The following is a 24,853-nucleotide window of genomic DNA, read 5'->3' as shown; positions in this document are numbered from 1 at the left end:
CAATGCGTAACGGAAGGTTGTGATGAAACCGGCAAGGATCCCTCAAACTGTCGTAGCGCCCGTTAGTTGGGATGATTTGCCCTGGGGCGAACACTATCGTCAGGCGCTGGAGCATCAGCTTAACCCGTGGTTCGCAAAAATGTACGGATTTCATCTGCTTAAGATTGGCAATTTAAGCGCAGAAATCAATTCTGAAGCGTGCGCGGTTTCTCATCAGGTAAATGTTTCTTTGCAAGGCGCTCCCATGCAGGTGACTGCCGATCCTTTACATCTGCCCTTTGCCGATAAGTCCGTGGATGTTTGTTTGTTGGCTCATACGCTGCCGTGGTGTTCCGATCCACATCGCTTATTGCATGAAGCCGATCGCGTGCTTATTGATGACGGTTGGTTGATTCTGAGCGGCTTTAACCCGGTAAGTCTGATGGGATTGCGTAAACTGGTGCCCGTATTGCGTAAAACATCGCCCTACAACAGCCGGATGTTTACCCTCATGCGGCAGTTGGACTGGCTCTCATTGTTGAATTTTGAAGTACTGCACTATAGCCGTTTTCATGTCCTGCCCTGGAACAAGAAGGGCGGGAAAATGTTAAGCGCCCATATCCCTGCGCTGGGCTGTTTGCAACTGGTGGTTGCGCGTAAGCGAACCATTCCGCTTACGCTCAACCCGATGAAACAAAATAAAAGCAAAACGCCTATCCGCCAGGCCGTTGGCGCAACCCGGCAATACCGTAAACCAGACGTTTAAGCCTCAGCCTGATACCCAATATCATCCTGAGTGGGACGCATTGCAGCAGCGCGCGCAAGCTCATCACAGCGTTCGTTTTCCGGATGGCCCGCATGGCCTTTAACCCATTCCCATTTGATTTGATGCGGCCCCAGCGCGGTATCCAGACGTTTCCACAGATCGACGTTCTTCACTGGTTTTTTATCTGCTGTTTTCCAGCCGCGCTTCTTCCAGTTGTGGATCCACTGCGTAATGCCCTGGCGCACATACTGGCTGTCCGTGCTGAGTATCACTTCACACTGTTCTTTCAGGGCTTCCAGCGCAACGATTGCCGCCATCAGCTCCATGCGATTATTGGTGGTGAGGTTGTAGCCTTCGCTAAAGGTTTTTTCGCGCCCGCGATAGCGTAAAATCGCCCCATAACCACCTGGCCCTGGATTTCCCAGGCAAGAACCATCGGTGAAAATCTCTACCTGTTTAAGCATCTCTGGTAGACTTCCTGTTTTAGCAAATCGAAATCAAACGATAAGTCTGACATAAATGACCGTTATGAGCACTGGAATTACACGACAGATCGTCCTCGATACCGAAACCACCGGTATGAACCAGATTGGCGCCCACTACGAAGGCCACAAGATCATTGAGATCGGTGCGGTTGAAGTGGTGAACCGCCGCCTGACCGGGAATAACTTCCACGTTTACCTGAAACCGGATCGGCTGGTGGACCCGGAAGCGTTTGGTGTACACGGAATCGCAGACGAATTCCTGCTTGATAAACCTACGTTTGCCGATGTGGCCGATGAGTTTCTCGACTACATCCGCGGTGCGGAGCTGGTCATCCATAACGCATCGTTTGATATCGGGTTTATGGATTACGAATTCGCTAAGCTCAGGCGGGATATTCCGAAGACAAACGAATTCTGCAAAATTACCGATAGCCTGGCGCTGGCGAGGAAAATGTTTCCTGGCAAGCGCAACAGCCTTGATGCGTTATGCTCACGCTATGAAATAGACAACAGTAAGCGAACCCTGCACGGCGCATTGCTCGATGCCCAGATTCTGGCCGACGTTTATCTGATGATGACCGGTGGGCAGACCACGATGGCGTTCTCAATGGAAGGTGACAGCCAGCAGCAGAATGACACGGGGATCCAGCGTATTGTGCGACAGTCCAGCAAACTACGCGTTGTTTTCGCCACTGATGAAGAGTTAGCGGCCCATGAGTCGCGCCTTGACCTGGTGCAGAAGAAAGGCGGAAGTTGCCTCTGGCGGGCATAGTTTGTACGTTTTCCGTATGGAAATGACCATTCGGGTGATTTTTGCAGCAAACGATTAAAAAACGTGAGAAAAAGCGTTGACGAGGCGTGAGGCAATCCGTAATATTCGCTTCGTTCCCAAGCGGAACACAACGCGGAGTGGTAGTTCAGTTGGTTAGAATACCTGCCTGTCACGCAGGGGGTCGCGGGTTCGAGTCCCGTCCATTCCGCCACTATTCAGAAAGCCTGAATCAGAAATGATTCAGGCTTTCGTCGTTTTAGCCCGCCACAATAATAATCTCATCATCACACTTTATCGACCACGTCCGTGCTATCGGGCAGGCAACACATCAGGTCATCCTTAACCCGACGCATATCCAGGGGCAGATCAACCTGCGAAGTGATTCATCACGCAGGCGAAGCGGGGGGAAAAGTTATCGCCGATAAGCACCGTTTCTTCATTCAAGTGCTTTAGCATATACAGCTTGTCGGCACGTTCGTAAGCGTCGAAGAAGAGATAATCGACAGCATCCGTTGCTTCATCATCGGGAGATTTTTCACGTCCGTTGGGAGTGAGCATGAAAACACCGGCGGTATGGCCGAGTGGTCGGGCATAGCGAAAGAACAGTTTTCGGTTCACAGCAAACTCGCCATCATCACTTTTGAGTTTCCCTTGTACTGACAATGAAAGGTGTCCGGAGTTGTAGCTGGTAATCAGCATTATTCCATGGAGTACCTTTTTTGTATCCTGGATGTCGAGTATCGACGTGAATTCCGAGGAGCAGGAAAAACTGATTTCTTGTTTTTTCGCATTCCCGGCGATAATAAAAAAAGCGATAGCCGCCAGCCCAAAAATGGCAATCACGACTGACCATAGTAAAGGAGAGTGATCGCTTTCTTGCTTCATATCATTCCTCATGATGGCGATACTGGCTGATGCAATGGTAATAGCCGAGGTTCAGCCCGCATTCAGCGGCAAACGACCACTCAACCAGATTATGGTTGCTCGCCCAGGTATTGAGATACAGATCTTTTGGGTACGAACAGTCGGGGTTAATGCCCACGGACTTGAAAATATCCAGCGCTTTCTTTTCGGTTATGGTGTCGGTGAGGGCGTTTCCTAATATATGTACACGGCATTGTTCATAGTCGATAGTCCGCAGGATAGTCGCGTCCGTCATGGCGATTTCATTGGGAATCCATGTTAACCACGCTGTCGCCAGCACGGCGATACCAGTAATTAACGCGGTTATCGCCACAGGCCAACGGCTTTGTTTCTTTTTGTTGAGCGTCGATGCAACATTGGCAATTCTGGCGGGAGCTTGCGCTTCTTCCAGTTGCTGAATATTGATATTAGCGTCGCCCATCCGAAATCCCATCCGCGGAATTGTGACGATGAGCTCTGCAGGATGACCCGTAGACGTTATTGCTTTGCGCAGAAATGAAATGTGCTGATTGAGATTCGCATCCGTCGCTCTGGCGCCATTATGCTGAAAAACATTCAGCAGAATTTCATCACGCGAGGATATCTCTTTACCATTTTGCAACAAATAGAGCAGTAATTGTGTTGCCACATTATTCAATGTGGCCATTTCACCAGATGCCAGGTCTTTTAGGGTATTTTTATGTGGTCTGAAAACTAAGCCATCACCAATAATTACGGATTTAATTTTGTTTATTGGTATATGAGAAATCACTGATGTCTCCTTTAAAGCAGGATATCTCGCATTCGAGTGGGGGAAGCAATAGCATAACATAATTCATTTATAAAAAATGGTTGTACCATAGATCGCTTTATTAATATTTATATAACAATATTTTAATATCTCTTATAGAATCCTCTTTTCTCCTTCATCTCTTTCACTATCTTATTGTCATTACTCGCTTTTGATATCCAATTTCATTTTTACAAAAATTTCATAAATACATTTTGCCTGTTGTTCTGGCTAAATAAAAAAATAGTTGATAGATAAAAACTCTATAAAAATGCTAAATGATAGATACTAACACTGGCTAAGTCGTGATTTTTGGCGGTTTTTTAGGTAAACGATCGCTGTGCAGACAGTGTTACAACATGATTCCCTGAGTTTGATTAATACCGGATTTTTGCATTGTGTCATTTTCCCGTCGACTTAATATAAGCCCCGAAACAGCGTAAACAACTGTGGACGGTATTTCGGATGGAATACCAATGAAGTTCAAAATACGGGGCGGCTTGAGATGGATTGTTTGCAAGGATATGCGCTACCGCCACCTGCAGATCAGGATTTTCCGGACATAAATTATCTGCGGAAATAGATCTTCGGAATAACTAAAAAACAGATATAAGGTTAAGTAGTAATATGAAAATGAAAAACGTGGCTGTGGCCTGTGCGCTGATGGCGGGAATGACTTTTACTGCCTCTTCTGCTTTTGCTGCAAAAAATGTCGAACCGACTAACGGTAAAATTCACTTCACCGGTTCTCTGGTTAATTCCGCATGTGGTCTGGCACCAGAATCCAGCCCGGTACAGGTTAATTTTGGTGAGATCCCAACTTCCCAGTTAAAAGACAACCAACGTGCTGGCGTTAAGCATGCCAAAATCGTTCTGCAGGGCTGTGATACGACCGTCGCGAAAACGGCCACTGTGACTTATACCCCGGCAACGATTGATACAGACAACAACGCACTAGCTGCGTTCACCTCTGGTACTGCAAAGGGCGCGGGCATCGGTATGATTGACAGTGGCAACCAGGACGTGGAATGGGGTCAAGCCGCCTCTCAGGTCAACATTACCGATGGTGAAACCGACATTGATTTCGTCGCTTACCTGCAGGCAAACAACGCATCTGCTGCGGTAACCCCAGGTGATTTCGAATCTACCGTTAATTTCCAGATCGACTACCAGTAACGATCTGCAGCAGGCGCATTAACGCGCCTGCTTAACCCTTCCTGCGAATAACTGAAAGGAAATGCGGTGATGCCTGGATGGCGAATTTTACTGCTTTTTATCTTCATATCGCCTGCATGGGTTTTGGCTGACACCAATCGTCTTGTCAGTACGCCCGGCAAAATGCGCATGCACGGAAATATTATTGAGGCTGCCTGTTATGTCGATCCACGCGACCGGTCGCTACTGGTTGAATTTGATGATCTCTCAGCCAGAGATATTTCCGGAAAACCAGAGAAAGTATCAGCGCATGATTTCAGCATTCATTTGTTGGGATGTTCATTAGGGGATTCTCAACACCCCGGGAATCTGTTTCAACGTGCCAATATTACCTTTTCTGGCGCACCGGATAGTGACAATCCAGATTATCTAAGCGTGCAATCGGAAACTGAAAATTTAGCGATAGAAATATATGACAGCAACGGACAGCAAATTCATCTGGGTGAGCCATCACCGGACTATGTGCTTAATCCAGGGAAAAACATGCTCAATTTTACGGCTTATTTGATCTCCCGCGACGGAAGAATGACATCTGGCGAATTTACTGCGGTCACGCATTTTGTTGTGAATTATCTCTGAGCTGCACTGCAATTCGGGTATCTGAAGGTTTGCGAACGAAAATGATCACGCTGAAAACAGATAAAAAACGTCTGGCGCTTTTTATTGCTCTGGTCTGTGCCTCTTCATGGGCTGAAGCGGATGAGGCCATTGAATTTAATACCGACGTACTGGATGCCAGTGACAGGCACAATGTCGATTTGCAGCGTTTTTCCGAAGGCAACTTTGTGACTCCCGGAGAATATCTGCTGGATGTTCGTATTAACAGCCAGGAGATTCCACAGCAGTCGATCCGTTATATCGTCGATCCTGCCAACCCGCATAAATCCATGGCATGTCTGACCCCGCAACAACTCGAATTACTGGCGCTCAAAGAAGAAGCGCTGGCCTATATTCATCCGATTAGCGCGACCTGCTATGACATTTCCCGCCTGCCGGGTGTGGCGTTGAATAATAGCGCAGGCGTACTGGACATTATCGTGCCTCAGGCGTGGATGAAATATACCGATCCAGACTGGACGCCACCGGAACGCTGGGATAACGGCGTCGCGGGGCTGATTTTTGACTACAGCGTCTCGGGCCAGGCCACACATTATGAACAGGGCGGCGATCGTTATCGCTCTCTGTCTGGCTATGGGCAGACAGGTTTTAACCTCGGCGCGTGGCGATTTCGTGGCCAGTATCAGGCCAATTACGCTTCGGATGATAATCGCGGCCGTATCGACTGGGATCAGATCTATGCCTATCGACCGTTGCCGATGCAGGCTGCAAAACTGACGGTCGGCGAAATCTACCTGAATTCTCAGGTTTTTGATTCGGTACGTTTCACCGGGGCTAACCTCGCCAGCGACGAGCGTATGTTGCCACCGAATTTGCAGGGCTACGCGCCTGAAGTGCACGGCATCGCCCGCAGCAATGCGAAGGTTACCGTCAGTCAGCAGGGCCGTGTTATCTATCAAACCACCGTTCCTGCAGGGCCATTTAATATTCAGGATCTGCACGGTTCGGTACGCGGCACGCTGGATGTTCGCGTCGAGGAGCAGGATGGCAGCGTACACACTTTTCAGGTCAATACGGCCGATATTCCTTACCTGACGCGACCAGGCTATGTGCGCTACAACGCCGCGGTCGGGAAGCCATCGCGTTATAACCACGACGTTCAGGGGCCTGCATTTTATAGCGGTGATTTTTCATGGGGGGTCAGCAATGCCTGGTCGCTGTACGGCGGCGCGCTGCTGACTGGCGATCGCTATAACGCCTGGTCGATGGGGATTGGGCGGGACTTGAGCTGGCTGGGGGCGCTGTCGGCTGATGCGACGCAATCCGTGAGTCGGGTAAAGCATCAGGCTGAACAAAAAGGCATGTCTTTTAAGCTCAGCTACGCCAAAACTTTTGATGAGTACAACAGCGCCATCACCTTTGCCGGTTACCGCTTCTCACAGCGTAACTTCCGCACTTTCTCGCAGTTTCTCGACGAGCAGTATGAAAATAACAACAGTGCCGGCAACGAAAAAGAGATGTACACCATCACCGGCAACAAAACCTTCTTTGCTGACGACCCACTATTAGCGACCACGCTGTACCTGACCTATACCCACCAGAACTATTGGGATCGCGGTTCCCAGGATCGTTACGGATTATCGATGGGGCACAGCTTTTCATTTGCTGGCATCCAGGGGATCAGCGCCAACGTTGCGGCTTACCGCTCTGAGTATCAGGGCAAACGAGACGACAGTCTTTCGCTTTCAATCTCGGTGCCATGGAGCGATGGCCGCTCTATGGATTACGAATTGCAGAACAGCGGCAACCAGACCAGCCAGATGGTTTCGTATTCCGATAACCGTGACCGTAACAATCCGTGGCGTTTGCGCACAGGGGTTTCCGGTGAAGGGCGTACGGCATTTGATGGCTATTACAAGCACCGCAGCATGATGGCGGAACTGGAATCTAACGTCAGCTGGCAGCAATCACGTTATTTCTCCGTTGGCGGCACGATGCGCGGCGGCTTTACCGCGACGCGTCACGGTGCGGCGCTGCACAACAGCCAGGCGTCGATGAATACCGCCAGAGTGATGGTTGATACCGACGGGGTGGCGAACGTGCCGCTGAACGGCGAACAGGCGCACTCAAACCGCTTCGGTATTGCCGTCGTACCGGACGTCGTTAGCTATCACAGCTTTGATACCCGTATCGATGTGGACGCAATGGACGAGGACATTTCCGCGACTAAAGCCATCGTGACCAACACCCTGACGGAAGGAGCGATTGGCTACCAGCATTTTGCCGTGGCGCAGGGGCAAAAAATGATGGCGCTGCTGCGCCTGAAGGATGGTTCGGTACCGCCGTTTGGCGCCGAAGTGTTTAACGCTAACGGCGTTAGCGTCGCCATGGTAATGGAAAACGGTATGGCCTGGATTGCGGGTGTGAATCCGGCTGAGCGTCTTTCCGTTGCCTGGGCTGGCCGTGCGCAGTGCCACTTACAGGTGCCACAACAAATCAACCCGGAAGGTAACGTGCTGTTGCCTTGTGAATAATTTCAATAACCTGAATGAATTTTGTCATGAATAATCAAGCTTTTTACTCCGTGCAGCGTTGGCTTAAACCCGTGGCCTGTGGCCTGCTTTTGATTGCAGAGATCAACACCTCATGGGCGGGTATTGCGCTCGACCGTACTCGCATGATCATCACTGGTGATGCGCGCTCAGTCAGTGCGAACTTAACCAATACCAGCCCGAGCATTCCGTTTCTGGCTCAGTCGTGGGTGGAAGATGCCAACGGAACAAAAATTACCTCGCCGCTGATGGTCTTACCGCCGCTGCAACGAATTAACGGCGGGCAAAAGGGAATTGCCCGCGTGACGAAAACCAGCGGGATCAACGCCCTGCCGCAGGATCGCGAGAGCTTGTTCTACCTGAACGTACGTGAAATTCCGCCTAAACCGGATAAGCCGAACGTGCTGCAACTGGCGATGCAGTCGCGCATCAAATTGTTCTACCGTCCGGCCGCCATTGTGCCGGAAACGCCGGGCGCCGTGTGGCAAAACCAACTGGTCTTTCACAAGCAGGGCCAGCGCTGGCGTGTGGATAACCCAACGCCTTACTTCGTCACCTTAATCGGCTTAAGCCGCAAGCCAGAAGCGCAGGGAGGCGGCAGATTGACCGACTTCCCCGGCGTTATGGTCTCACCAAAATCCTCTCTCGATTTCAGCGTCACGGACGGCAGCGTCAGCCAGTTCAGCATGATGTACGTGAACGATTTTGGCGGTCATCCCGAACTGAAATTCAGCTGCACAGGCAATGTATGTAAAGCATTGCCGATGGAGCAACAGCCCCGGTAACAGGAATCGTAAATGAAAAAGATGCTTTGCGCCCTGCTGATGGCGGGCATGGCCTGGCAGGTTCAGGCCACCAGCGGCCGCCAGGATATGAGCAACGTGTCCGGTGAGTATGGCAACGTCCGCTTTCACGGCCGGGTCTACGTGTCGCCGTGCGTGCTGGATATGGCCTCACGCGATCAGATCATCAATCTTGGTGATATTTCCGCCAGTCGGTTTCGCCAGGGCGGCGATCGCAGCGAACCGGTGTTGGTCACGCTGTACCTGAACGGCTGCTTAAAGGGCTCTGGTCATACCCTGAGGGATTTCCCCGGGCAGACCAGCGAAATGCCTGAGCTGGCGCACAGCACGGTGGAACGTGGCGTTTCTATGACGCTGATGGCCGAAGGCGCGCCGGAAAACAGTGACCTGGGGCGTATTCGTGGTGATGTGCGCGGCGCGGGCATTCGGCTACTGACCGAGCGTAATCAGCTGATCCATCTGAACCAACCGCAACGTATGTGGATCCTCAAACCAGGCGATAACGCCATTCACTTTCTGGCCACGCTGGAATCTTTTGGGCCAGAGGTGACTGCCGGAGAATTTAACGGCCTGGTGAGACTTAAGCTGGAGTATCTATGAGCGTATTACGCAAAGCGCTGTTGTGGGTTGCCCTGGCTGGCTGTCCACTGGCCGGGCAGGCATTTACACAGGGGGAAGGTGAGCCGGAGGGCGGGTCGCCGCATCAGTACGATATCGAATTGAGCTCGCTGGATGTCAGTAAAAACCACGTGGGTGGCAGAACGGATCCGTTTACCTGGAATCTGGGCAGTTGGTATGTGGTGAATTTCTATTGCGAGCAGGCTGACATCTCCCGGTCGCCGATTTACTACACCACCACGACTACGATGCCGCCTTCAAATCAGGGGGCGAACCGTTTTCGGCTAAATGAGTATCTGGATGTGGAAGTGCAGGTGTGGGTTGCCGGGGGCTATAAACAGTATGTTCAGGCGCCTTTTACCAACGTTTCAAACCGCAACAGCAATAACACTTGCAAAAAGCGCAAGGGCTACACGCGCGCCACTAACGTTGAAAGTGGTTCAAAAGGGAAAGTGACGTTTATTGTCACTAAACCCATTATCAACGGCATCAATATCACTTCCCAATCGCTGGTGGAGGTTGCCGGGCGCATGGGGAGCGCGGGACCTACGCCCACTACGGCGATTTCCCGTGTGGTGATTAAATCCGGGCTGATTACCGTACCGGACAAATGCACCTTCAACCGGGGAGACAAAATCAGTATTGAGTTTGGCGATCTGCCAGGATCCGCTGCCCGGCTCAATGGCACTAACTACAGCAAGTCGATCCCCATTCATGTTGTTTGTGAAGGCGGCAGCTTCGATCAGGGCGCGCTGAACATTAATCTTGGCGTACAAACTACCACGGCGTCAGGCACTGCGGGGTTCAACGATCATCTCCTCGGCACGCTGAGCGGCGGACAAAAGCGCGACGATCTCGGCATTATGCTTAAAGACGAGAGCGGTGGCACCGTCGTGCCCAATCAATTCTATAACGTGAAAGGTTTTTACCAGAATCAGGGCGACTGGAATCTCACCGCTGCACCGGTGGCAAAGCCGGGCGTGGGAAGCGTTAAGGAAGGTGAGTTTGAAGCCTCTGCCACCGTTGTTGCGCAGTTTCAGTAGGGGGATGCCATGAGATTTTCGGCGTTATTCGCGATCGGTGTGTTACTGCTTGGCGGCATGGCGCAGGCCGACACCAAACTGGTCGGCGGTGATATGTATTTTCACGGCACTATCAGAGCGCTGGCCTGCAGCCTGGCACCAGGAGGCGACAAAATCGAGGTCGATTTCGGGCAAATCGCGACGCAGGATCTCTATCTCTCGGGGCGCAGTAAGCCGGAAAAATTCAGCATTCAGCTACGCGACTGCAACCCCGAGGTTTTTCGCGGGATCTCGGTCACTTTCAGTGGTAGTGAGGATGCTGAACTGGACGATCATCTGGCGCTGGATAGCAGTGAACAGGGTGGCGCGACTGGGATCGGTATTGGGATGAGCGAAGAGGACGGCACGGCAATTCGCCTTGATGAGAGCACGTCAGTCAAAGAGATAACTGCAGGCTCGATGACGCTAAATTTTTGGGCGTGGGTCGCAGCAGAGCCGTCGGCGATAAAAAATCAGTCTCTCGAATACGGTCCGTTCAGCGCCAGCGGGACCTGGACACTGAACTACCAGTAGCATGATGAACGCAATGAATCGTATTGCCCCGCTGCCTGCGCAGAAATTATTGCTCGTTATTAGTCTGTTTTTCTGGTGTGGGGTAATGCATCTCTACTGGCCGAATAACGGCGGCAGCGGTCTGTCGTTGCCGCTTAATATTACGAGCTGGATTTATGCCGTTGTGCTGGCTGCAAGCGCATCAGTGCTGGTGCCTCGTCAACGCTGGCGTATCACTGTCCCCGCCACGGTTTTTTCGATGGGGGCGCTCATCCTGACGCTGCTTTGTCTGCTGACGCCTGGCGTCTGGCAGTTCGAGGCGCAGCTGGTCGCAGGGGCGCTGCTGGGAGGCGTGCTCGTCTATCTGGTGACATTACAGATTCCGCTTGCGGCAAACACCCTGACGGTACTGCTGACTCTGCTATGGGGCGCGTGCGTCATCGAATGTCTGGCGTTTTTGTATCAGTACTGGCATTTGCCGGGTGTTGATTACTGGGAGTTTGCCTGGCGACGCGGTACGCGGCCCTACGGTATTTTTCAGCAGGTCAATCTGATGGCCAGCTTCACTGCATCTGGTGTGCTGCTGTCAGCTCCGCTCTTTTTACGGCTACGCGACAGATATCGAATTGTCATCGGGATTGCCCTGGTGATGATGGGCTTTGTGCTGCATGAATCCCAGTCGCAAACCGGCTATGTGTCTGTGGTGGTAGGTGAAGTCTTGCTGCTGGTGGTTTTCCCGGCGCAACGCCGTATGTTGTTGCTACTTCTGCTGCCGCTGGCGTTAGGCATGGTGGCGGGCACGCTCGCTCGCTATTTTTTGTCCGTTGCTACAGTCGATCACCTGACCACTTCCCAGGTGCGCTGGACGGTGCTTAAAACGTCACTGGCATTATTTGCCGAACGCCCGTGGACGGGGTGGGGCGTGGGCAGTTTTGCCGCCGTGTTTCTCGAACGTGCGGGGGCGCTGTGCTTTATTACGGGGGGCTTCTGGCTGTGGATGCACGGAAATCGCTGGCGTCGCGCTTGTCTGGTGGCGGCGCTGCCGGTGGTCATTCATATGTTGACGGAATACCCCGCCAGGCAGTCAACACCACACTGGTTACTGCTGATCCTGCTGCTTCGTTGTGCAGATAGCCCGCTAAAAGGGGCTCGCCTGACGCTTACGTCGACGTCGCTGATTCGTGCGCTGGCATTGATCTCGTTTTTAACCTTCACGCCACTGTTGCTTCTCTCACTGCACACGCAACAGCAGTTGACGCTGGCGGAGCGGCAGTCAGCGCAGTGGCGTCTGGCCGAGTCGCTCCCGGTAGGAGGCTGGCTCCTTGCCCCTCGCTACCGGTTTGATGTTCAGATGGGGTATCTGCAACGGTATCAGCGTACCCGGGATGCTCGCTGGCTGGAAGCGGTTCGCCGCTGGGCGCCTGACTATGTGCGTGTTCACCCAGACCCGAATGTCTCCTTCACGCAAATCTTGCTGGCGTTACAGCAGCGCGACCTACCTGAGGCGCATCGTCTGGCGACGCGCTTTTACCTGACATACCCGAACGATCGCCGTATCCCGTGGCTGCAGGATGCACGACGTCCTTTCAATCAAAAAATGGAATGATATGAACAGATTCAGCGAACAGACCCGCCATGTGCCAGAGCTTCCCCGCAACGCCGAGCTGCTGCGGATCACCGGGATCCGTTTGCAGCGCATCCATTTTTTTGATGATGCATCGCTGGATGTCTGTGAGGTGTTAAGTCAGGTACGCACGCCGCTACCGCTCGATCTTTTTTTCAAGCACCTTTCCATCACCGCAAAACAGCAGCTATTTCTGTGGCAAATGCGGCAGGTACTGGCACTCTCAGGAAGTTATTCGCTGAATTTATCCGTCAGGATGCTGACCTGTCTGTCGTGGATTGCGCAGCTCGCCCGGCAGGCGCATCAGGGGCGGATTGTTATCGAAATACAGGATCCTGGCACCATGATGCGACTGGAAAAGGCAGAACAGCAGGCCGTATGCATTGCCGTTAAAACCCTGGTGCGTCACGGGTTTCGCGTGTGGCTGGATGATGTTTCGCCTGAGCTATTTTTTGTTTGGCGACTGTCTGGCATCCGTTTCGATGCCATCAAAATTGAAAGCGGAATGTTTCATCAGTTCAGGACGTCGGATTGGCAGTTAAGGGTACTGGTCAATCAATTTCGCGGGCTGGGAGAACGGGTTGTGATCGAGGGGGTGGAAACGCCGCAGGATTACGCCATTTGCCGTATGAGCGGCGCAGATGCTGTGCAGGGATTTTTGTTCGAGCAGGAAGTATTACCGAAAGGCCTGAATCATTGCTGATTCAGGCCATGGTCATTATTCGCTCAGCGTCTGTGCGATATCTTTTTGCACCTGCTGGCGCTGTTCTGGGGTCAGTACTTTGTTCAGGTCGAAATAGTATTTCACGCGGTAATAACGCGCCTGCTGTTCGATATTGCTGAAGGCGGAAAGCTGTTTTTTGACGGCGGCTTCATCCCATTTCCCGGACTTGATGACGTCAATCAACGCGCCGTCTTTAACATCCTTCACCGATATCTGGCTAACGTTGGTTTCAAGCTGCTGGTGCAGTTTTTTAATCTGCGCAACCTGGTCAGTGCTCAGTTTAAGGTGCTGAACTACCGGGTCCTGAGCTGGTGCGGGTACATTGGATACGTTTGCTGCAAGCGTGCTAAAAGAAGCGCCAGCCACGGTTGCCGCCAGCAAAGTCATGCGTACGAAGTTCTTCATTTCGGGATCCTGATAAGGGAATTATTAACATTGTCTGTCACTCGCTGGTGACGAGTGATTATCCTTTGCAGAATACGATGCCCGAAACACGTCGCCACGCGAATTTGTTTTGCGGTTGGTTACGGAGTGAAACAATCCCGCTACGGAAAACGTTGTGCAGCGGGAGGGAAGGCGATATCTACAGCGTGAACGGGTCAGCGTCCTGCCAGGCGGGGAACTTCTCGCGGTACTCGCGCAGCGCCGAGAGTGACAGTTCAGCGTCAATGCGCGTAGCCTGATGCGGCTCGGCGGTGGCAATAATCTCCCCCTGCGGATTAATCACCCGGCTGTCACCGCGATAATGATGGCCGTTACCGTCAGTACCCACGCGGTTACATCCTGCTACATAAGCCTGGTTCTCAATTGCCCGCGCGGTGAGCAGAACCTGCCAGTGTAGCGAACGAGGCGCCGGCCAGTTGGCGACATACAATGCCAGGTCGTAATCGTTGCGGTTGCGCGACCATACCGGAAAACGCAGGTCATAACAGACCAACGGCAGAATGCGCCAGCCGCGCCATTCAAAAATAACCCGCGCGTCACCCGCCTGATAATGTTGATGTTCATCCGCCATGCGGAACAGGTGGCGCTTGTCATAGAAATGGACATTACCTTCGGGTTCGACCAGCAAAAAGCGGTTTACCGGGCCACGTTCAGACAGGAGAGCGGCGCTGCCTGCTATAAGGGCGTTCGTCTGTTGCGCCTTAGTGCGCATCCAACTGACAACCTCTTCCTGCGGCAGCGATTTGCTTGCCGCTTCCATGGCAAATCCGCTGGTAAACATTTCAGGTAACACAATGACATCACGTCCGGTGACGGTTTCCAGTTGGCGGTCGAAATGGCGCAGGTTGGCCGGGCCATCCATCCAGATCAGCGGTTGTTGCAGCAGAGTAATTTTCAAACCGGGCACGATCGAGGCTCCTCATTGAACAACATTTTGACACTGTAGCATGAGCTCTAACGGAAATGTGGCAATAAAAAGCCCCGCATTAAGCGGGGCTAAACGTTGTGCGTGTGTCGTTACGCGGCTTCGACTTTACGCACCTTCTCTGGCAGCTTTACCGGCTGAGTCGCCAGCGCCTCGGGTTCAAAGTCATCCACGTTGATGCTACGCAGACGACTCGCTTCGGCTTTCACCAGAATTGCGGCTTCGTCTTTATCAATCAGCCCTTTAGCCAGCGCATTGTGCGCCAGTTCATCCAGGCGGGTAAACGGCAGGTTTTTACCCAGCTCTTTGCAGATCCGCTGGTGGATAGGGTCGGCTGCAATCACATCCAGCAAAGCCTCTTCCAGCAAACCTACCGGGTTATACTCGCTCGGCGTCAGGTATTGACCACGACCAAGGCGAGAACGGGTGGCGCTCGGAACCTGCAGAATCTTCGCGACTTTATGATCCAGCTTGTCAGACGGTGCATGGTAGTGGCGACCGGTAGGGAAGATAACCACACTCAGCAGGCCCGCGACCAGTCGGTTCGGGAAGTTTTTCAGCAGGTCGTCCATCGCCTGTTCCGCTTTGTACAACGCATCCTGAACGCCCCAGTGAACCAACGGCAGGTCTGCTTCATTACGGCCTTCATCGTCATAACGCTTCAGTACCGCGGAGGCCAGATACAGCTGACTTAACACATCGCCCAGACGCGCGGAGATACGTTCACGGCGCTTCAGGCTACCGCCCAGTACGGCCATGGAGACATCCGAAAGCAGTGCCAGGTTAGCGCTCAGACGGTTCAGATGTTGGTAGTAACGTTTGGTCGCATCGCCGGTTGGCGTGCTGCTGGTTAAGCCGCGCGTCAGGCCCAACCAGAAGCTGCGCACTTTGTTACTGCCGACGTGGCCGATGTGTTTGAACAGCAGCTTGTCGAACGCATTCACATCGTTACTCTGTGCCGCGGCCATCTCTTCCAGAACGTACGGATGGCAGCGAATCGCCCCCTGACCGAAGATCATCATGCTCCGGGTCAGAATGTTGGCACCTTCTACGGTAATGGCGATAGGCGCGCCCTGATAAGCACGGGCGAGGAAGTTGCTTTCGCCAAGCATAATGCCTTTACCGCCAGTAATATCCATTGCATCGATGATTGACTGCTGTCCACGGTGGGTACAGTGATACTTCACGATGGCCGACAGCACCGCCGGTTTTTCACCCAGCATAATACCGTAGGTAATCAGCGACGCCGCTGCATCCATCACGTACGCGTTACCCGCAATACGTGCCAACGGCTCTTCAATACCTTCCATCTTACCGATAGAGATTTTGAACTGGCGACGAATATGCGCATACGCGCCGGTTGCCATTGCGACCGATTTCACGCCGCCCGTCGAGTTAGACGGCAGGGTAATACCGCGTCCCACGGACAGACATTCCACCAGCATGCGCCAGCCCTGACCGGCCATTTTTGGGCCACCGATGATGTAATCAATCGGCACGAAGACATCTTTGCCCAGCGTCGGACCGTTCTGGAACGGCACGTTCAGCGGGAAGTGTCGACGCCCAATTTGTACGCCTGGGGTTGACGTTGGGATCAGCGCACAGGTAATGCCGAGATCTTCTTCACCACCCAGCAGTTTTTCCGGGTCGGAGAGTTTAAATGCCAGACCCAGTACGGTAGCGATAGGCGCTAGGGTGATATAACGCTTATTCCAGGTCAGGCGCATACCCAGCACCTGCTGGCCCTGCCAGTCGCCCATACAAACCACGCCGGTATCAGGGATCGCGCCTGCGTCGGAACCCGCTTCCGGGCTGGTCAGAGCAAAGCAGGGGATCTCCTGACCACGTGCCAGACGCGGCAGGTAATGATTCTTCTGCTCTTCGGTGCCGTAATGCTGCAGCAGTTCGCCAGGGCCTAAGGAGTTAGGTACGCCAACGGTGATCGCCAGGATCCCGGAAACGCCGGAGAGTTTCTGCAGAACGCGAGCCTGAGCATATGCGGAGAATTCCAGCCCGCCGTACTCTTTCTTAATGATCATCGCGAAGAAGCGGTGCTCTTTCAGATACGCCCACAGTTCCGGCGGCAGATCCGCGAGTTCATGGGTGATCTGGAAGTCATTCGCCATGCGGCAGGCTTCTTCCACCGGGCCGTCAATAAACGCTTGTTCTTCAGCTGTCAGATGCGGCTGAGGATAGTTATGCAGTTTTTTCCAGTCTGGCTTGCCCTGGAACAGGTCGCCTTCCCACCAGGTTGTACCGGCATCAATCGCCTCTTTCTCAGTACGCGACATCGGCGGCATGACTTTACGGAAACCGCGGAACACTGGCGCAGAGATCATGGATTTGCGCATTGGCGTAAAGTTAAACGGTACGAGGAGAATGGCCAGAGGAACCAGCAGCCAGATTGACCACAGGCCAACCACGCCAAGCGCAGCTGTCCAGGCGAGCAAAATTAAGCTGCTGAGTAATAAGCTCACGCGGTGATAAAACAGAACGCTGAGCAGAACAACCGTAGCGATAATACTCAAAATCATCATAACGAAAAGCTCCCTTGCTTGTAGGAGGTCTGACCACTTGTGATGATATGGTTGTAGTGGATGTAAATTCTTTTAGCAATGTGTTTACAAAATAATTACAACAAAGCTCACATTGTTGCTGTTTTAACCGGCACAAAAAATCAAAAGCCGCAGCCATTCCTGTGGCTTGTACTTCTCGCTGGTAGCGCTATCCGGTACACTGCATCTTGTCATTTACATTCATGCTGAAGGATATCCTCATGTACCAGGATCTTATTCGTAACGAACTGAGCGAAGCGGCGGAAACGCTGGCTAATTTTCTTAAAGATGACGCCAATATTCACGCCATTCAGCGCGCGGCGGTCCTGTTGGCAGACAGCTTTAAAGCTGGCGGTAAGGTACTTTCTTGCGGTAACGGCGGTTCCCATTGCGACGCGATGCACTTCGCCGAAGAGCTGACCGGACGTTATCGCGAAAACCGCCCTGGCTACCCGGCGATCGCTATCTCTGATGTCAGCCATATCTCCTGCGTCAGCAACGATTTCGGTTACGATTATGTCTTCTCCCGCTACGTTGAAGCCGTGGGGCGCGAAGGCGATGTCCTGTTAGGCATCTCTACTTCGGGTAACTCCGGTAACGTGATTAAAGCGATTGCCGCAGCGCGCGAGAAAGGGATGAAAGTCATCACCCTGACTGGTAAAGATGGCGGCAAAATGGCGGGCAGCGCGGATATCGAAATTCGCGTGCCGCACTTTGGCTATGCTGACCGCATTCAGGAAATTCATATCAAAGTGATCCATATCCTGATCCAGTTGATCGAAAAAGAGATGGTGAAGTAAGAAGGCTATTTTATTTGCCATTTTGAATCCGGGCAGTGCCCGAAATCTTCACGTACTACGTGTACGCTCCGGTTTCCGCGCGCTGTCCGAATCTAAACTGGCTGCAACAATTACGCCTTCCCGCTTAAAGGCGTTTGTGGAGGTGATGTATGTGCGAACTGCTCGGGATGAGCGCCAATGTGCCAACCGATATCTGCTTTAGCTTCACCGGGCTGGTTCAGCGCGGCGGAGGTACCGGGCCGCACAAAGACGGCTGGGGTATTACGTTTTATGAAGGTAAGGGTTGCCGTACGTTTAAAGATCCGCAACCCAGCTTTAATTCGCCTATCGCCAAACTGGTACAAGACTATCCCATCAAATCCTGTTCCGTGATTGCCCATATTCGTCAGGCGAATCGTGGCGAAGTGGCATTGGAAAATACCCATCCATTTACGCGTGAACTGTGGGGACGTAACTGGACGTACGCTCATAACGGACAGCTCAGCGGCTATAAATCGCTGGAAACCGGTAATTTCCGCCCGGTCGGGGAAACCGACAGCGAAAAAGCTTTCTGCTGGTTGCTCCACAAGCTGACTGAACGGTATCCGCGTACGCCTGGCAATATGACGGCAGTGTTTAAATATATCGCGATGCTGGCAGGAGAATTGCGTGAGAAGGGCGTCTTCAACATGCTGTTGTCTGACGGGCGTTATGTGATGGCTTTCTGCTCGACCAACCTGTTTTGGATCACTCGTCGTGCGCCGTTTGGCGTGGCGACACTGCTGGATCAGGATGTGGAAATCGATTTTAGCTCAGAGACCACACCCAATGATGTGGTCACCGTGATTGCCACTCAGCCGCTAACCGGCAATGAAACCTGGCAAAAGATTATGCCAGGCGAGTGGGCGTTATTTTGTCTCGGGGAGCGTATAGTTTGATGCCAGCTGCGGCTGAACCACTTCGTGACTCAACGGCTTGCTGATAACGTAACGGCCATCGACGACGGAAACGGTCGGTGGCTTACGCGTTTGTTCAAAGTAATCGTAGCCAGGCTTTAGCTGCGCCCAGAATTCTTTGTAATACGAGAACTTATGGCGCTGCATGTTGGCATCGGTCATGCGGAATGGATAAATGCTAACCTGCACGCTGGACTGCCCAAACACCAGTGCGCCGGTGACAAACTGGAAAATCTCATCAATGCCGTTGTCGGTCATTGCGTAGCAGCCGACGGAAACGCAGGCTCCGTGGATCATCAGGTATTTACCTTCATAACCGTGTGCGCGGTCATAGGCGTTAGGGAAACCAATGTTAATCGCTTTATAAAAGCGGCTATCTGGTTTCAGCTGTCCGCGCTGTACGCTGTAAAACCCTTCCGGGCTTTTGAAATCGCCCTGACGCTGTTTCGGACCTAAGCCGCCGGAATAATTGCAGATCTTATAGCTGTCGAGCAATTGATACTGTTCGCCCATCTTGACGTACAGATCCAGCGTTCGCTCTTCTTTGAAGATCTGGATATAGACGGGGGAGCCCATTAATTGCTGCTTATATTCTTTGCTGACAGGCGTAGTCGGGCTGCTGCTGCTCAGCAAACCGGCAAATGAAACGCACGGCAATAAAAGCATCGCAAGAAAAAATGCGATTTTACGCATACTGCTTATTCCTTGATAAAACGATTACACACGCCAGGACGGCAAAAAGAGTTCCCAAATCGGATAAATCTGGATCTGGAGCGCTCACATTATCACCCAGAGAGTTTTTCGCAAGTCTCTCGTGCGGCGTTTACACTTTAGATTTTCTTTATACGGAAAATTGTGCTTAAAGGCAGTCAGACACTGACGTATTTTGTGGGTTAGCGCACGTCATTAAGTCTTCTGAGTGCAGAATTCCTAATATATTGAATTTAAAAAATTAATAATTTAATAATCGAATATTAAAATGGAATGCCCGGCAATAGCGGTAGACTGCGGCGAACGTGTTTGATTAGGTAGTGTTGTTTTCATGTCTTTTGTCTCTGCGCCCCGACGCTTTTTGCCGGGTCTGCTGTCTTTGTGTGTTGTGTTGTCCTCGCCGTCTGTCGCCAAAGTTCAGCCCCTCTTATCTGACGCCCATTTAAGCTATGCGGCGCAATTACGCATGCGTAACCGCGCCCGGCTACTGAAGCAGTACCACGCGCAGGTAAAAAAGCAGGCAAGTTATGTGGTGGAAGGTAATGCGCAAAGTAAAAGCGCGCTGCGCCAGCAAAACAGGACGCTGATTAAACAGCACCCGGAGTGGTTCCCGGGGCCACTAAAAGCGAGCGATCAACGCTGGCAGGAGCTGGCTGAGAATGACCATTTTCTCAGTAGCGATCATCTGCACAACATAACCGAAGTGGCAATCCACCGTCTTGAGCAGCAGTTAGGTAAACCCTATTTGTGGGGCGGGACCAGCCCGGAACAAGGCTTTGACTGTAGCGGGCTGATCTTTTATGCCTACAACAAAATTCTGGCAGCAAAATTGCCACGTACGGCGAATGAAATGTATCACTATCGGCGGGCGACCATCGTCGCGAATCGCGACCTTCGTCGTGGTGATTTATTGTTCTTTCATATTCACAGTCGGGATATTGCCGATCATATGGGCGTCTATTTGGGGCAGGGACAATTTATTGAATCGCCGCGTACGGGAGAAACGATTCGGGTGAGCAATTTATCCGATGACTTCTGGCAGGATCATTATCTCGGCGCTCGTCGTATTCTGACGGAAAATACCATTCTGTAATCAAAAAGGCGGTGCGAATGGCACCGCCTCGTCAGGGGTTAACTCAACGCCCCCATGATCTTTAATTCCAGCTCATCCGGAACTTCGTTATATGACAACACCTGTAAGCCTGGTGCAAACAGGCGCGCATAGCGCGCAAGCAGAGGACGTAGCTGCGGTGCGACCAGCAGTACCGGCTCTTTACCCGCGGCTTTCATCTGTTCTTTAATCTGCGGCATATTGGTCTGGAACTGATTCAGCATATTAGGATCGACCGGTACGCTATCGAGCACCACTTTTCCACTTTGCTGAGCCTGATTCACTACATTAGCCAGCAGATTCTCCAGCTCATTATTCAGCGTGTAGACCGCCAGCTCATCTTTGCGCACAAACGGATGGGTAATGCTGCGACGGAGCGCCAGACGTACATCTGCCGTCAACAGAATATGATCTTTAGTGACGGCGCTACTGGCGACCAGTACGGTGGCAATGGTAACGATATCGCGCAGCGGCACGCCTTCGACCAGTAGCGCCCGATAAACTTTCAAGAGCTGGCTGTAATTCAGCGCCGTGCTCAGATCTTCCGCCAGACGGGGGGCCATCGAAGAGAGGCGGTTATGCAGTTGGGTAATATCATCGTAGTTAAACAGGTCGGGAATAAAGTTGCGAATGACCTTATTCACATGCGTCGCAATGACGCTGGCACTATCAATGACCTGATACCCCATATTTAGCGCTTTGGCTTTTTGCGCCGGGACAATCCACGTCACCGGCATACCATAGGCCGGATCGTGGCCTAACACACCATCGATCTCGCCATACGTTTCACTGGAGGGCAGCGCCATCAGTTTATCTGAAGGAATATCGGCCTCATCAGCCTTGATCCCATTGATAAAAATGGCGTACTGGGTCGGTTTTAGACGGAAGTTTTCGCGGATGCGAATTTCCGGGAGCAGCACGCCGTTAGTGTCTGAGATAACCTGCCGTACACCGCGAATACGTTGAGTGAGCGGATTCCCTTTGGATTTGTCTACCAGCGACACCAGCTTGTACCCCAGGCTCAGGCTGATTGGCTCGATCAAAGGGATAGTTTCCCAACTGACCTGTTGCTCGGTGGTTTCAACGATGGTTTTGGTCAGCGTCTCAAGATTTTTCTCTTCAGTTTCAGCCACCTTCGGGCGCTTGCTCATACGCCAGGCGGTGAACCCCATCAGGGCGCTGAACACCAGGAACGGGAAGTGCGGCATTCCCGGTACCACCGCCAGTACAAACATAATGCTGGTGGCGGTATAGAGTACGGAGGGGCTGGCCAGCAGTTGGCTACGCACGTCTGTGGCGATATCACCGCTGTCGCTCACGCGAGTAACGATAATCGCCGCCGCCGTCGACAGCAGCAGAGACGGGATCTGGGCGACCAGACCGTCGCCGATGGTCATCAGTACGTATTGCTGGAAGGCGGCTTCGGCGCTTAAATCGTATTTGAAAATACCGATACAGACGCCGCCTATCAGGTTGATGGCCAAGATCATCATCCCGGCGATGGCATCACCGCGCACGAACTTCGACGCACCGTCCATTGCGCCATAGAAATCCGCTTCGCCCGCCACATCTTTACGTCGTGCCTGCGCCTGGGCCTGATTAATCAGGCCTGCGTTCAGATCGGCGTCGATCGCCATCTGCTTTCCGGGCATGGCGTCCAGCGTAAAGCGGGCCGAAACCTCGGAGATACGCTCGGCACCCTTGGTAACCACGATAAAGTTGATGATCATCAAGATGATGAACACCACAAAACCGACGACAAAGTTACCGCCGATCACCACCTGACCAAAGGACTCAATCACCTTACCGGCAGCGCCTGCGCCCATATGGCCGTGCAGTAACACCACGCGCGTTGATGCTACGTTCAGCGTCAAGCGCATTAAGGTGGTGATCAGCAAAATGGTCGGGAACAGGCTGAATTCGAGCGGGCGTTTCGCGGAAACGGCCACCAACAGCACCATCACCGCCAGCACGATGTTAAAGGTGAACAGAATATCCAGCACGGCCGGTGGTAATGGCAGGATCACCATCGCCAGGATAGACAGTATGACCAGCGGAATGCCGATGTTACCGTTACGCAGCAGCGCGAGGAATTGTTTAGTTGTTTTCGGCATCCAGTTTAAGAACCTCTTTTGGAATGGAAATATGTCTGTTCAGCGAAGGGCGTGATTGTGAACCGTCACGCCAGTGCTTCATTTGCAGTACATAGGTCAGGACGTGTGCTATCGCCCGATAAAGTTGAAATGGGATCTGTTGATTGACCTGGGTGGTGTAATAAACGGAGCGCGCCAGCTTAGGAAATTCAACAATCTCAATATTGCTCTCCGCCGCCACCTGACGGATATACAGCGCGATTTCATCGGTGCCTTTGGCGACAACGAAGGGTGCGGCGGCGCGCGACTGGTCATACTGTAGCGCCACGGCATAGTGGGTTGGGTTGGTGATCACCACATCGGCTTTTGGCACCACCTTGCGAATTTGCCCCATCGCCATTTGCCGTTGCAGGCGACGGATCCTGGCCCGTACCTCCGGCTTACCTTCCTGATTTTTATACTCTTCCTTCACTTCCTGTTTGGTCATCTTCAACCCTTTGGTGAACATTTTTTTCGCCAGAGGAACATCAATCAGAGCGAAAAAAATAAACAGGATGACAAAGTTGCGCATGATGCTGCTGTACAGCGCCAGGCCATCGCTGACGGCCTGTTTGAAATACAGCTCCTGTAGCCCCAGAAAGGCGGCAACGTTATTGCGTACGCTAATCCACAGCATCACCAGCAGTACCATCGCTTTGAGCGTCATCTTGCCGGTGTCCACCAGATGGTCGGTGGAAAACAGACGGCCAATCCCTTTGAGCGGGCTTAATTTGCTAAAGTCCGGCAAAATTTTCTTCGGCAGGAACAGCCAGCCTCCGGGAATCAGCGAGGCAAACAGCGCGGCAACCGGCATGGGTAACAGCGTCAGGATGAACTTGGCTAAAATCAGCAGATGGTGCTCAAGGAACTGGCCGATAATGTCCGGATCATTAATGTTCTGCGCATACTGATGCACACTGATAAAGCTTTCGCGGACAAAATCTTCATACCAGTGGAAGCTGCTGGAGATCACCATAAACGCGGCAAACAGACTGGCGGCAAGCCCCATATCTTTTGAGCGTGGAATTTGCCCCTCTTGCCTGGCTTTGCGAAGTTTTTGCGCCGAGGGTTTTTCTGTTTTTTCTTCGCTGCTGCTATCCGCCATAGTGCCCCTTGAGCGCGTCAAGTTGCTGCAAGACGAAATTTGCCAGGTGCAAATAGTGGTCGGGCAGGTTGTAAAACAGAGTCGCAAAGCAGACAAGACCCGCCAGCATGTTGATCGGAAAACCTAACGAGTACAGGTTGAGCGGAGGCGCAATGCGGTTCAACAGGCCAAAGCAGCCCTGGACAATCAACATGATAAAGGTTGTCGGTAGCGCCAGCAGGGTGGCCGCGGCAAATACCCAGCCCAGCCCCAGGGAAATGGTGCGCAAAGATTGTGGATGCAGTGCATTACCAATCGGCCAGTAAGTAAAGCCTTTGAATAAAATGCTCACCAGCAGCAAATGCCCATCCATCGCAAAGAACAGGATCACCGCGTAGATGTTGATCATCTCCGCCAGTACCGTCGTTGATGCGCCGCTGCTGGGGTCGTTCATCACCGCCATGCTCATCCCCATATTGAAAGAGAGGATCTGGCCCGCCAGCTGCAGCGCTAAAAATAAAAACTGCAGCATCAGGCCGAAAAGCATGCCCCACAGAAACTGCTCTGCGGTCAAAATAATGCTGTTGATTGACAGCAGGCTGTCAGGAACCGGATGGGGAATAAGCGGCGTAATGATAAAGGCCAGCGCCAGGGACAAAATAATGCGTATGCGCACCGTGAGCGCCGCGTTATCCAGTACCGGCGCGTAGTGAATAAACGCCATAATGCGCACGAATGGAAACCACATGCCCAGTATCAGGTTACTTAACTGTGTAACGTCTGTTTCGCGCAT

Annotated in this window: 24 protein-coding genes and 1 tRNA gene; 15 read left to right on the top strand and 10 right to left on the bottom strand. The window is 52.4% G+C overall.

From position 1 onward, the window contains the following. Positions 1-22 precede the first annotated feature (22 nt). Entirely contained in the window at positions 23-745 is a 723-nt protein-coding gene (locus HV037_RS19245) for a class I SAM-dependent methyltransferase (RefSeq protein ID WP_019076062.1), read from the top strand. On the opposite strand, the gene rnhA is transcribed toward HV037_RS19245, so the two are convergent. Next, complete coding sequence (gene rnhA, locus HV037_RS19240; RefSeq protein ID WP_016151805.1) at positions 742-1,209, bottom strand: ribonuclease HI; 468 nt, start codon at positions 1,207-1,209, stop codon at positions 742-744. The genes HV037_RS19245 and rnhA overlap by 4 nt on opposite strands. Positions 1,210-1,273: 64 nt before the next feature. Between rnhA and dnaQ the strand changes: the two genes are divergently transcribed. Beyond that, a complete protein-coding gene (gene dnaQ / locus HV037_RS19235) occupies positions 1,274-2,002 on the top strand; it encodes a DNA polymerase III subunit epsilon (RefSeq protein ID WP_029139417.1) in 729 nt (242 codons plus the stop codon). A 134-nt stretch (positions 2,003-2,136) separates the two neighbouring features. Continuing rightward, a tRNA-Asp gene (locus tag HV037_RS19230) sits at positions 2,137-2,213 on the top strand. 155 nt (positions 2,214-2,368) lie between these two features. On the opposite strand, the gene HV037_RS19225 is transcribed toward HV037_RS19230, so the two are convergent. Together HV037_RS19225 and HV037_RS19220 are read right to left on the bottom strand one after the other, a co-directional pair. Continuing rightward, positions 2,369-2,887: a hypothetical protein gene (locus tag HV037_RS19225; protein WP_016155747.1), complete on the bottom strand. Its 519-nt coding sequence runs from the start codon at positions 2,885-2,887 to the stop codon at positions 2,369-2,371. A gap of 1 nt (position 2,888) precedes the next feature. Beyond that, the gene (locus tag HV037_RS19220) at positions 2,889-3,677 is read right to left on the bottom strand and encodes a winged helix-turn-helix domain-containing protein (RefSeq protein ID WP_016155748.1); all 789 of its coding nucleotides are present in this window, start codon (positions 3,675-3,677) and stop codon (positions 2,889-2,891) included. A 645-nt stretch (positions 3,678-4,322) separates the two neighbouring features. On the opposite strand from HV037_RS19220, the gene HV037_RS19215 reads away from it, so the two are divergent. The 9 genes from HV037_RS19215 to HV037_RS19175 all read left to right on the top strand — a co-directional run bounded on the left by HV037_RS19215 (position 4,323) and on the right by HV037_RS19175 (position 13,342). After that, on the top strand, positions 4,323-4,871 hold the full coding sequence (locus HV037_RS19215) for a fimbrial protein (RefSeq protein WP_016155749.1): 549 nt from the start codon (positions 4,323-4,325) through the stop codon (positions 4,869-4,871). Between the two features lie 69 nt (positions 4,872-4,940). Next, positions 4,941-5,489, top strand: a complete 549-nt coding sequence (locus HV037_RS19210) for a fimbrial protein (protein WP_016155750.1) — start codon at positions 4,941-4,943, stop codon at positions 5,487-5,489. A gap of 41 nt (positions 5,490-5,530) precedes the next feature. Further along, entirely contained in the window at positions 5,531-8,002 is a 2,472-nt protein-coding gene (locus HV037_RS19205) for a fimbria/pilus outer membrane usher protein (RefSeq protein WP_016155751.1), read from the top strand. A gap of 26 nt (positions 8,003-8,028) precedes the next feature. Continuing rightward, a complete protein-coding gene (locus tag HV037_RS19200; protein WP_019076064.1) occupies positions 8,029-8,805 on the top strand; it encodes a fimbria/pilus periplasmic chaperone in 777 nt (258 codons plus the stop codon). Between the two features lie 12 nt (positions 8,806-8,817). Then, on the top strand, positions 8,818-9,423 hold the full coding sequence (locus HV037_RS19195) for a fimbrial protein (protein ID WP_103283489.1): 606 nt from the start codon (positions 8,818-8,820) through the stop codon (positions 9,421-9,423). Further along, positions 9,420-10,484 carry a fimbrial protein gene (locus HV037_RS19190; RefSeq protein ID WP_016155754.1) on the top strand — a complete coding sequence of 355 codons (1,065 nt, stop codon included), beginning with the start codon at positions 9,420-9,422 and terminating at the stop codon, positions 10,482-10,484. Before HV037_RS19195 ends, HV037_RS19190 begins: the two co-directional genes overlap by 4 nt. Before the next feature lie 9 nt (positions 10,485-10,493). Then, positions 10,494-11,036 carry a fimbrial protein gene (locus tag HV037_RS19185; RefSeq protein WP_016155755.1) on the top strand — a complete coding sequence of 181 codons (543 nt, stop codon included), beginning with the start codon at positions 10,494-10,496 and terminating at the stop codon, positions 11,034-11,036. Position 11,037: 1 nt separating this feature from the next. After that, the gene (locus tag HV037_RS19180) at positions 11,038-12,621 is read left to right on the top strand and encodes a Wzy polymerase domain-containing protein (protein WP_103283490.1); all 1,584 of its coding nucleotides are present in this window, start codon (positions 11,038-11,040) and stop codon (positions 12,619-12,621) included. A 1-nt stretch (position 12,622) separates the two neighbouring features. Next, positions 12,623-13,342, top strand: a complete 720-nt coding sequence (locus HV037_RS19175; RefSeq protein ID WP_016155757.1) for an EAL domain-containing protein — start codon at positions 12,623-12,625, stop codon at positions 13,340-13,342. Positions 13,343-13,357: 15 nt separating this feature from the next. Here the strand turns inward: HV037_RS19175 and HV037_RS19170 are convergent, their stop codons facing one another. The 3 genes from HV037_RS19170 to fadE all read right to left on the bottom strand — a co-directional run bounded on the left by HV037_RS19170 (position 13,358) and on the right by fadE (position 17,269). Continuing rightward, a complete protein-coding gene (locus HV037_RS19170; RefSeq protein ID WP_016155758.1) occupies positions 13,358-13,768 on the bottom strand; it encodes a Spy/CpxP family protein refolding chaperone in 411 nt (136 codons plus the stop codon). A gap of 178 nt (positions 13,769-13,946) precedes the next feature. Further along, positions 13,947-14,714 (bottom strand): amidohydrolase, encoded by a 768-nt coding sequence (locus tag HV037_RS19165; RefSeq protein WP_016151813.1) that lies wholly within the window; start codon positions 14,712-14,714, stop codon positions 13,947-13,949. Between the two features lie 110 nt (positions 14,715-14,824). Beyond that, positions 14,825-17,269, bottom strand: coding sequence for an acyl-CoA dehydrogenase FadE (gene fadE, locus HV037_RS19160; protein ID WP_103283491.1), 2,445 nt, complete (start codon positions 17,267-17,269; stop codon positions 14,825-14,827). Positions 17,270-17,508: 239 nt separating this feature from the next. Here fadE and lpcA point away from each other — a divergent pair, with 239 nt between their 5' ends. Both lpcA and HV037_RS19150 read left to right on the top strand, forming a co-directional pair. Then, entirely contained in the window at positions 17,509-18,087 is a 579-nt protein-coding gene (gene lpcA / locus HV037_RS19155) for a D-sedoheptulose 7-phosphate isomerase (protein WP_016151815.1), read from the top strand. Between the two features lie 149 nt (positions 18,088-18,236). Then, positions 18,237-19,004 (top strand): class II glutamine amidotransferase, encoded by a 768-nt coding sequence (locus HV037_RS19150; RefSeq protein WP_016151816.1) that lies wholly within the window; start codon positions 18,237-18,239, stop codon positions 19,002-19,004. On the opposite strand, the gene dpaA is transcribed toward HV037_RS19150, so the two are convergent. Beyond that, complete coding sequence (gene dpaA / locus HV037_RS19145; protein WP_016151817.1) at positions 18,975-19,715, bottom strand: peptidoglycan meso-diaminopimelic acid protein amidase; 741 nt, start codon at positions 19,713-19,715, stop codon at positions 18,975-18,977. The genes HV037_RS19150 and dpaA overlap by 30 nt on opposite strands. Positions 19,716-20,064: 349 nt before the next feature. Here dpaA and HV037_RS19140 point away from each other — a divergent pair, with 349 nt between their 5' ends. Then, positions 20,065-20,826: a C40 family peptidase gene (locus tag HV037_RS19140; protein ID WP_016155761.1), complete on the top strand. Its 762-nt coding sequence runs from the start codon at positions 20,065-20,067 to the stop codon at positions 20,824-20,826. 38 nt (positions 20,827-20,864) lie between these two features. Here HV037_RS19140 and HV037_RS19135 read toward each other — a convergent pair whose 3' ends face one another. Genes HV037_RS19135 through fliR form a run of 3 tightly spaced genes read right to left on the bottom strand, consistent with a single transcriptional unit; the run spans position 20,865 to position 24,853 of the window. Beyond that, positions 20,865-22,958, bottom strand: a complete 2,094-nt coding sequence (locus HV037_RS19135) for a flagellar biosynthesis protein FlhA (RefSeq protein WP_103283492.1) — start codon at positions 22,956-22,958, stop codon at positions 20,865-20,867. After that, on the bottom strand, positions 22,942-24,081 hold the full coding sequence (flhB, locus tag HV037_RS19130; protein WP_103283493.1) for a flagellar biosynthesis protein FlhB: 1,140 nt from the start codon (positions 24,079-24,081) through the stop codon (positions 22,942-22,944). The genes HV037_RS19135 and flhB overlap by 17 nt, the downstream gene beginning before the upstream one ends. Further along, positions 24,071-24,853: a flagellar biosynthetic protein FliR gene (fliR, locus tag HV037_RS19125; protein ID WP_103283494.1), complete on the bottom strand. Its 783-nt coding sequence runs from the start codon at positions 24,851-24,853 to the stop codon at positions 24,071-24,073. Before fliR ends, flhB begins: the two co-directional genes overlap by 11 nt.

The sequence above is a fragment of the Citrobacter sp. RHBSTW-00017 genome, assembly GCF_013797615.1.
In the GTDB taxonomy this organism is placed as follows: Bacteria; Pseudomonadota; Gammaproteobacteria; order Enterobacterales; family Enterobacteriaceae; genus Citrobacter; species Citrobacter braakii.
The sequence above is the reverse complement of the archived record's forward strand: the minus strand, read 5'-3'. Positions and strand labels throughout refer to the sequence as shown.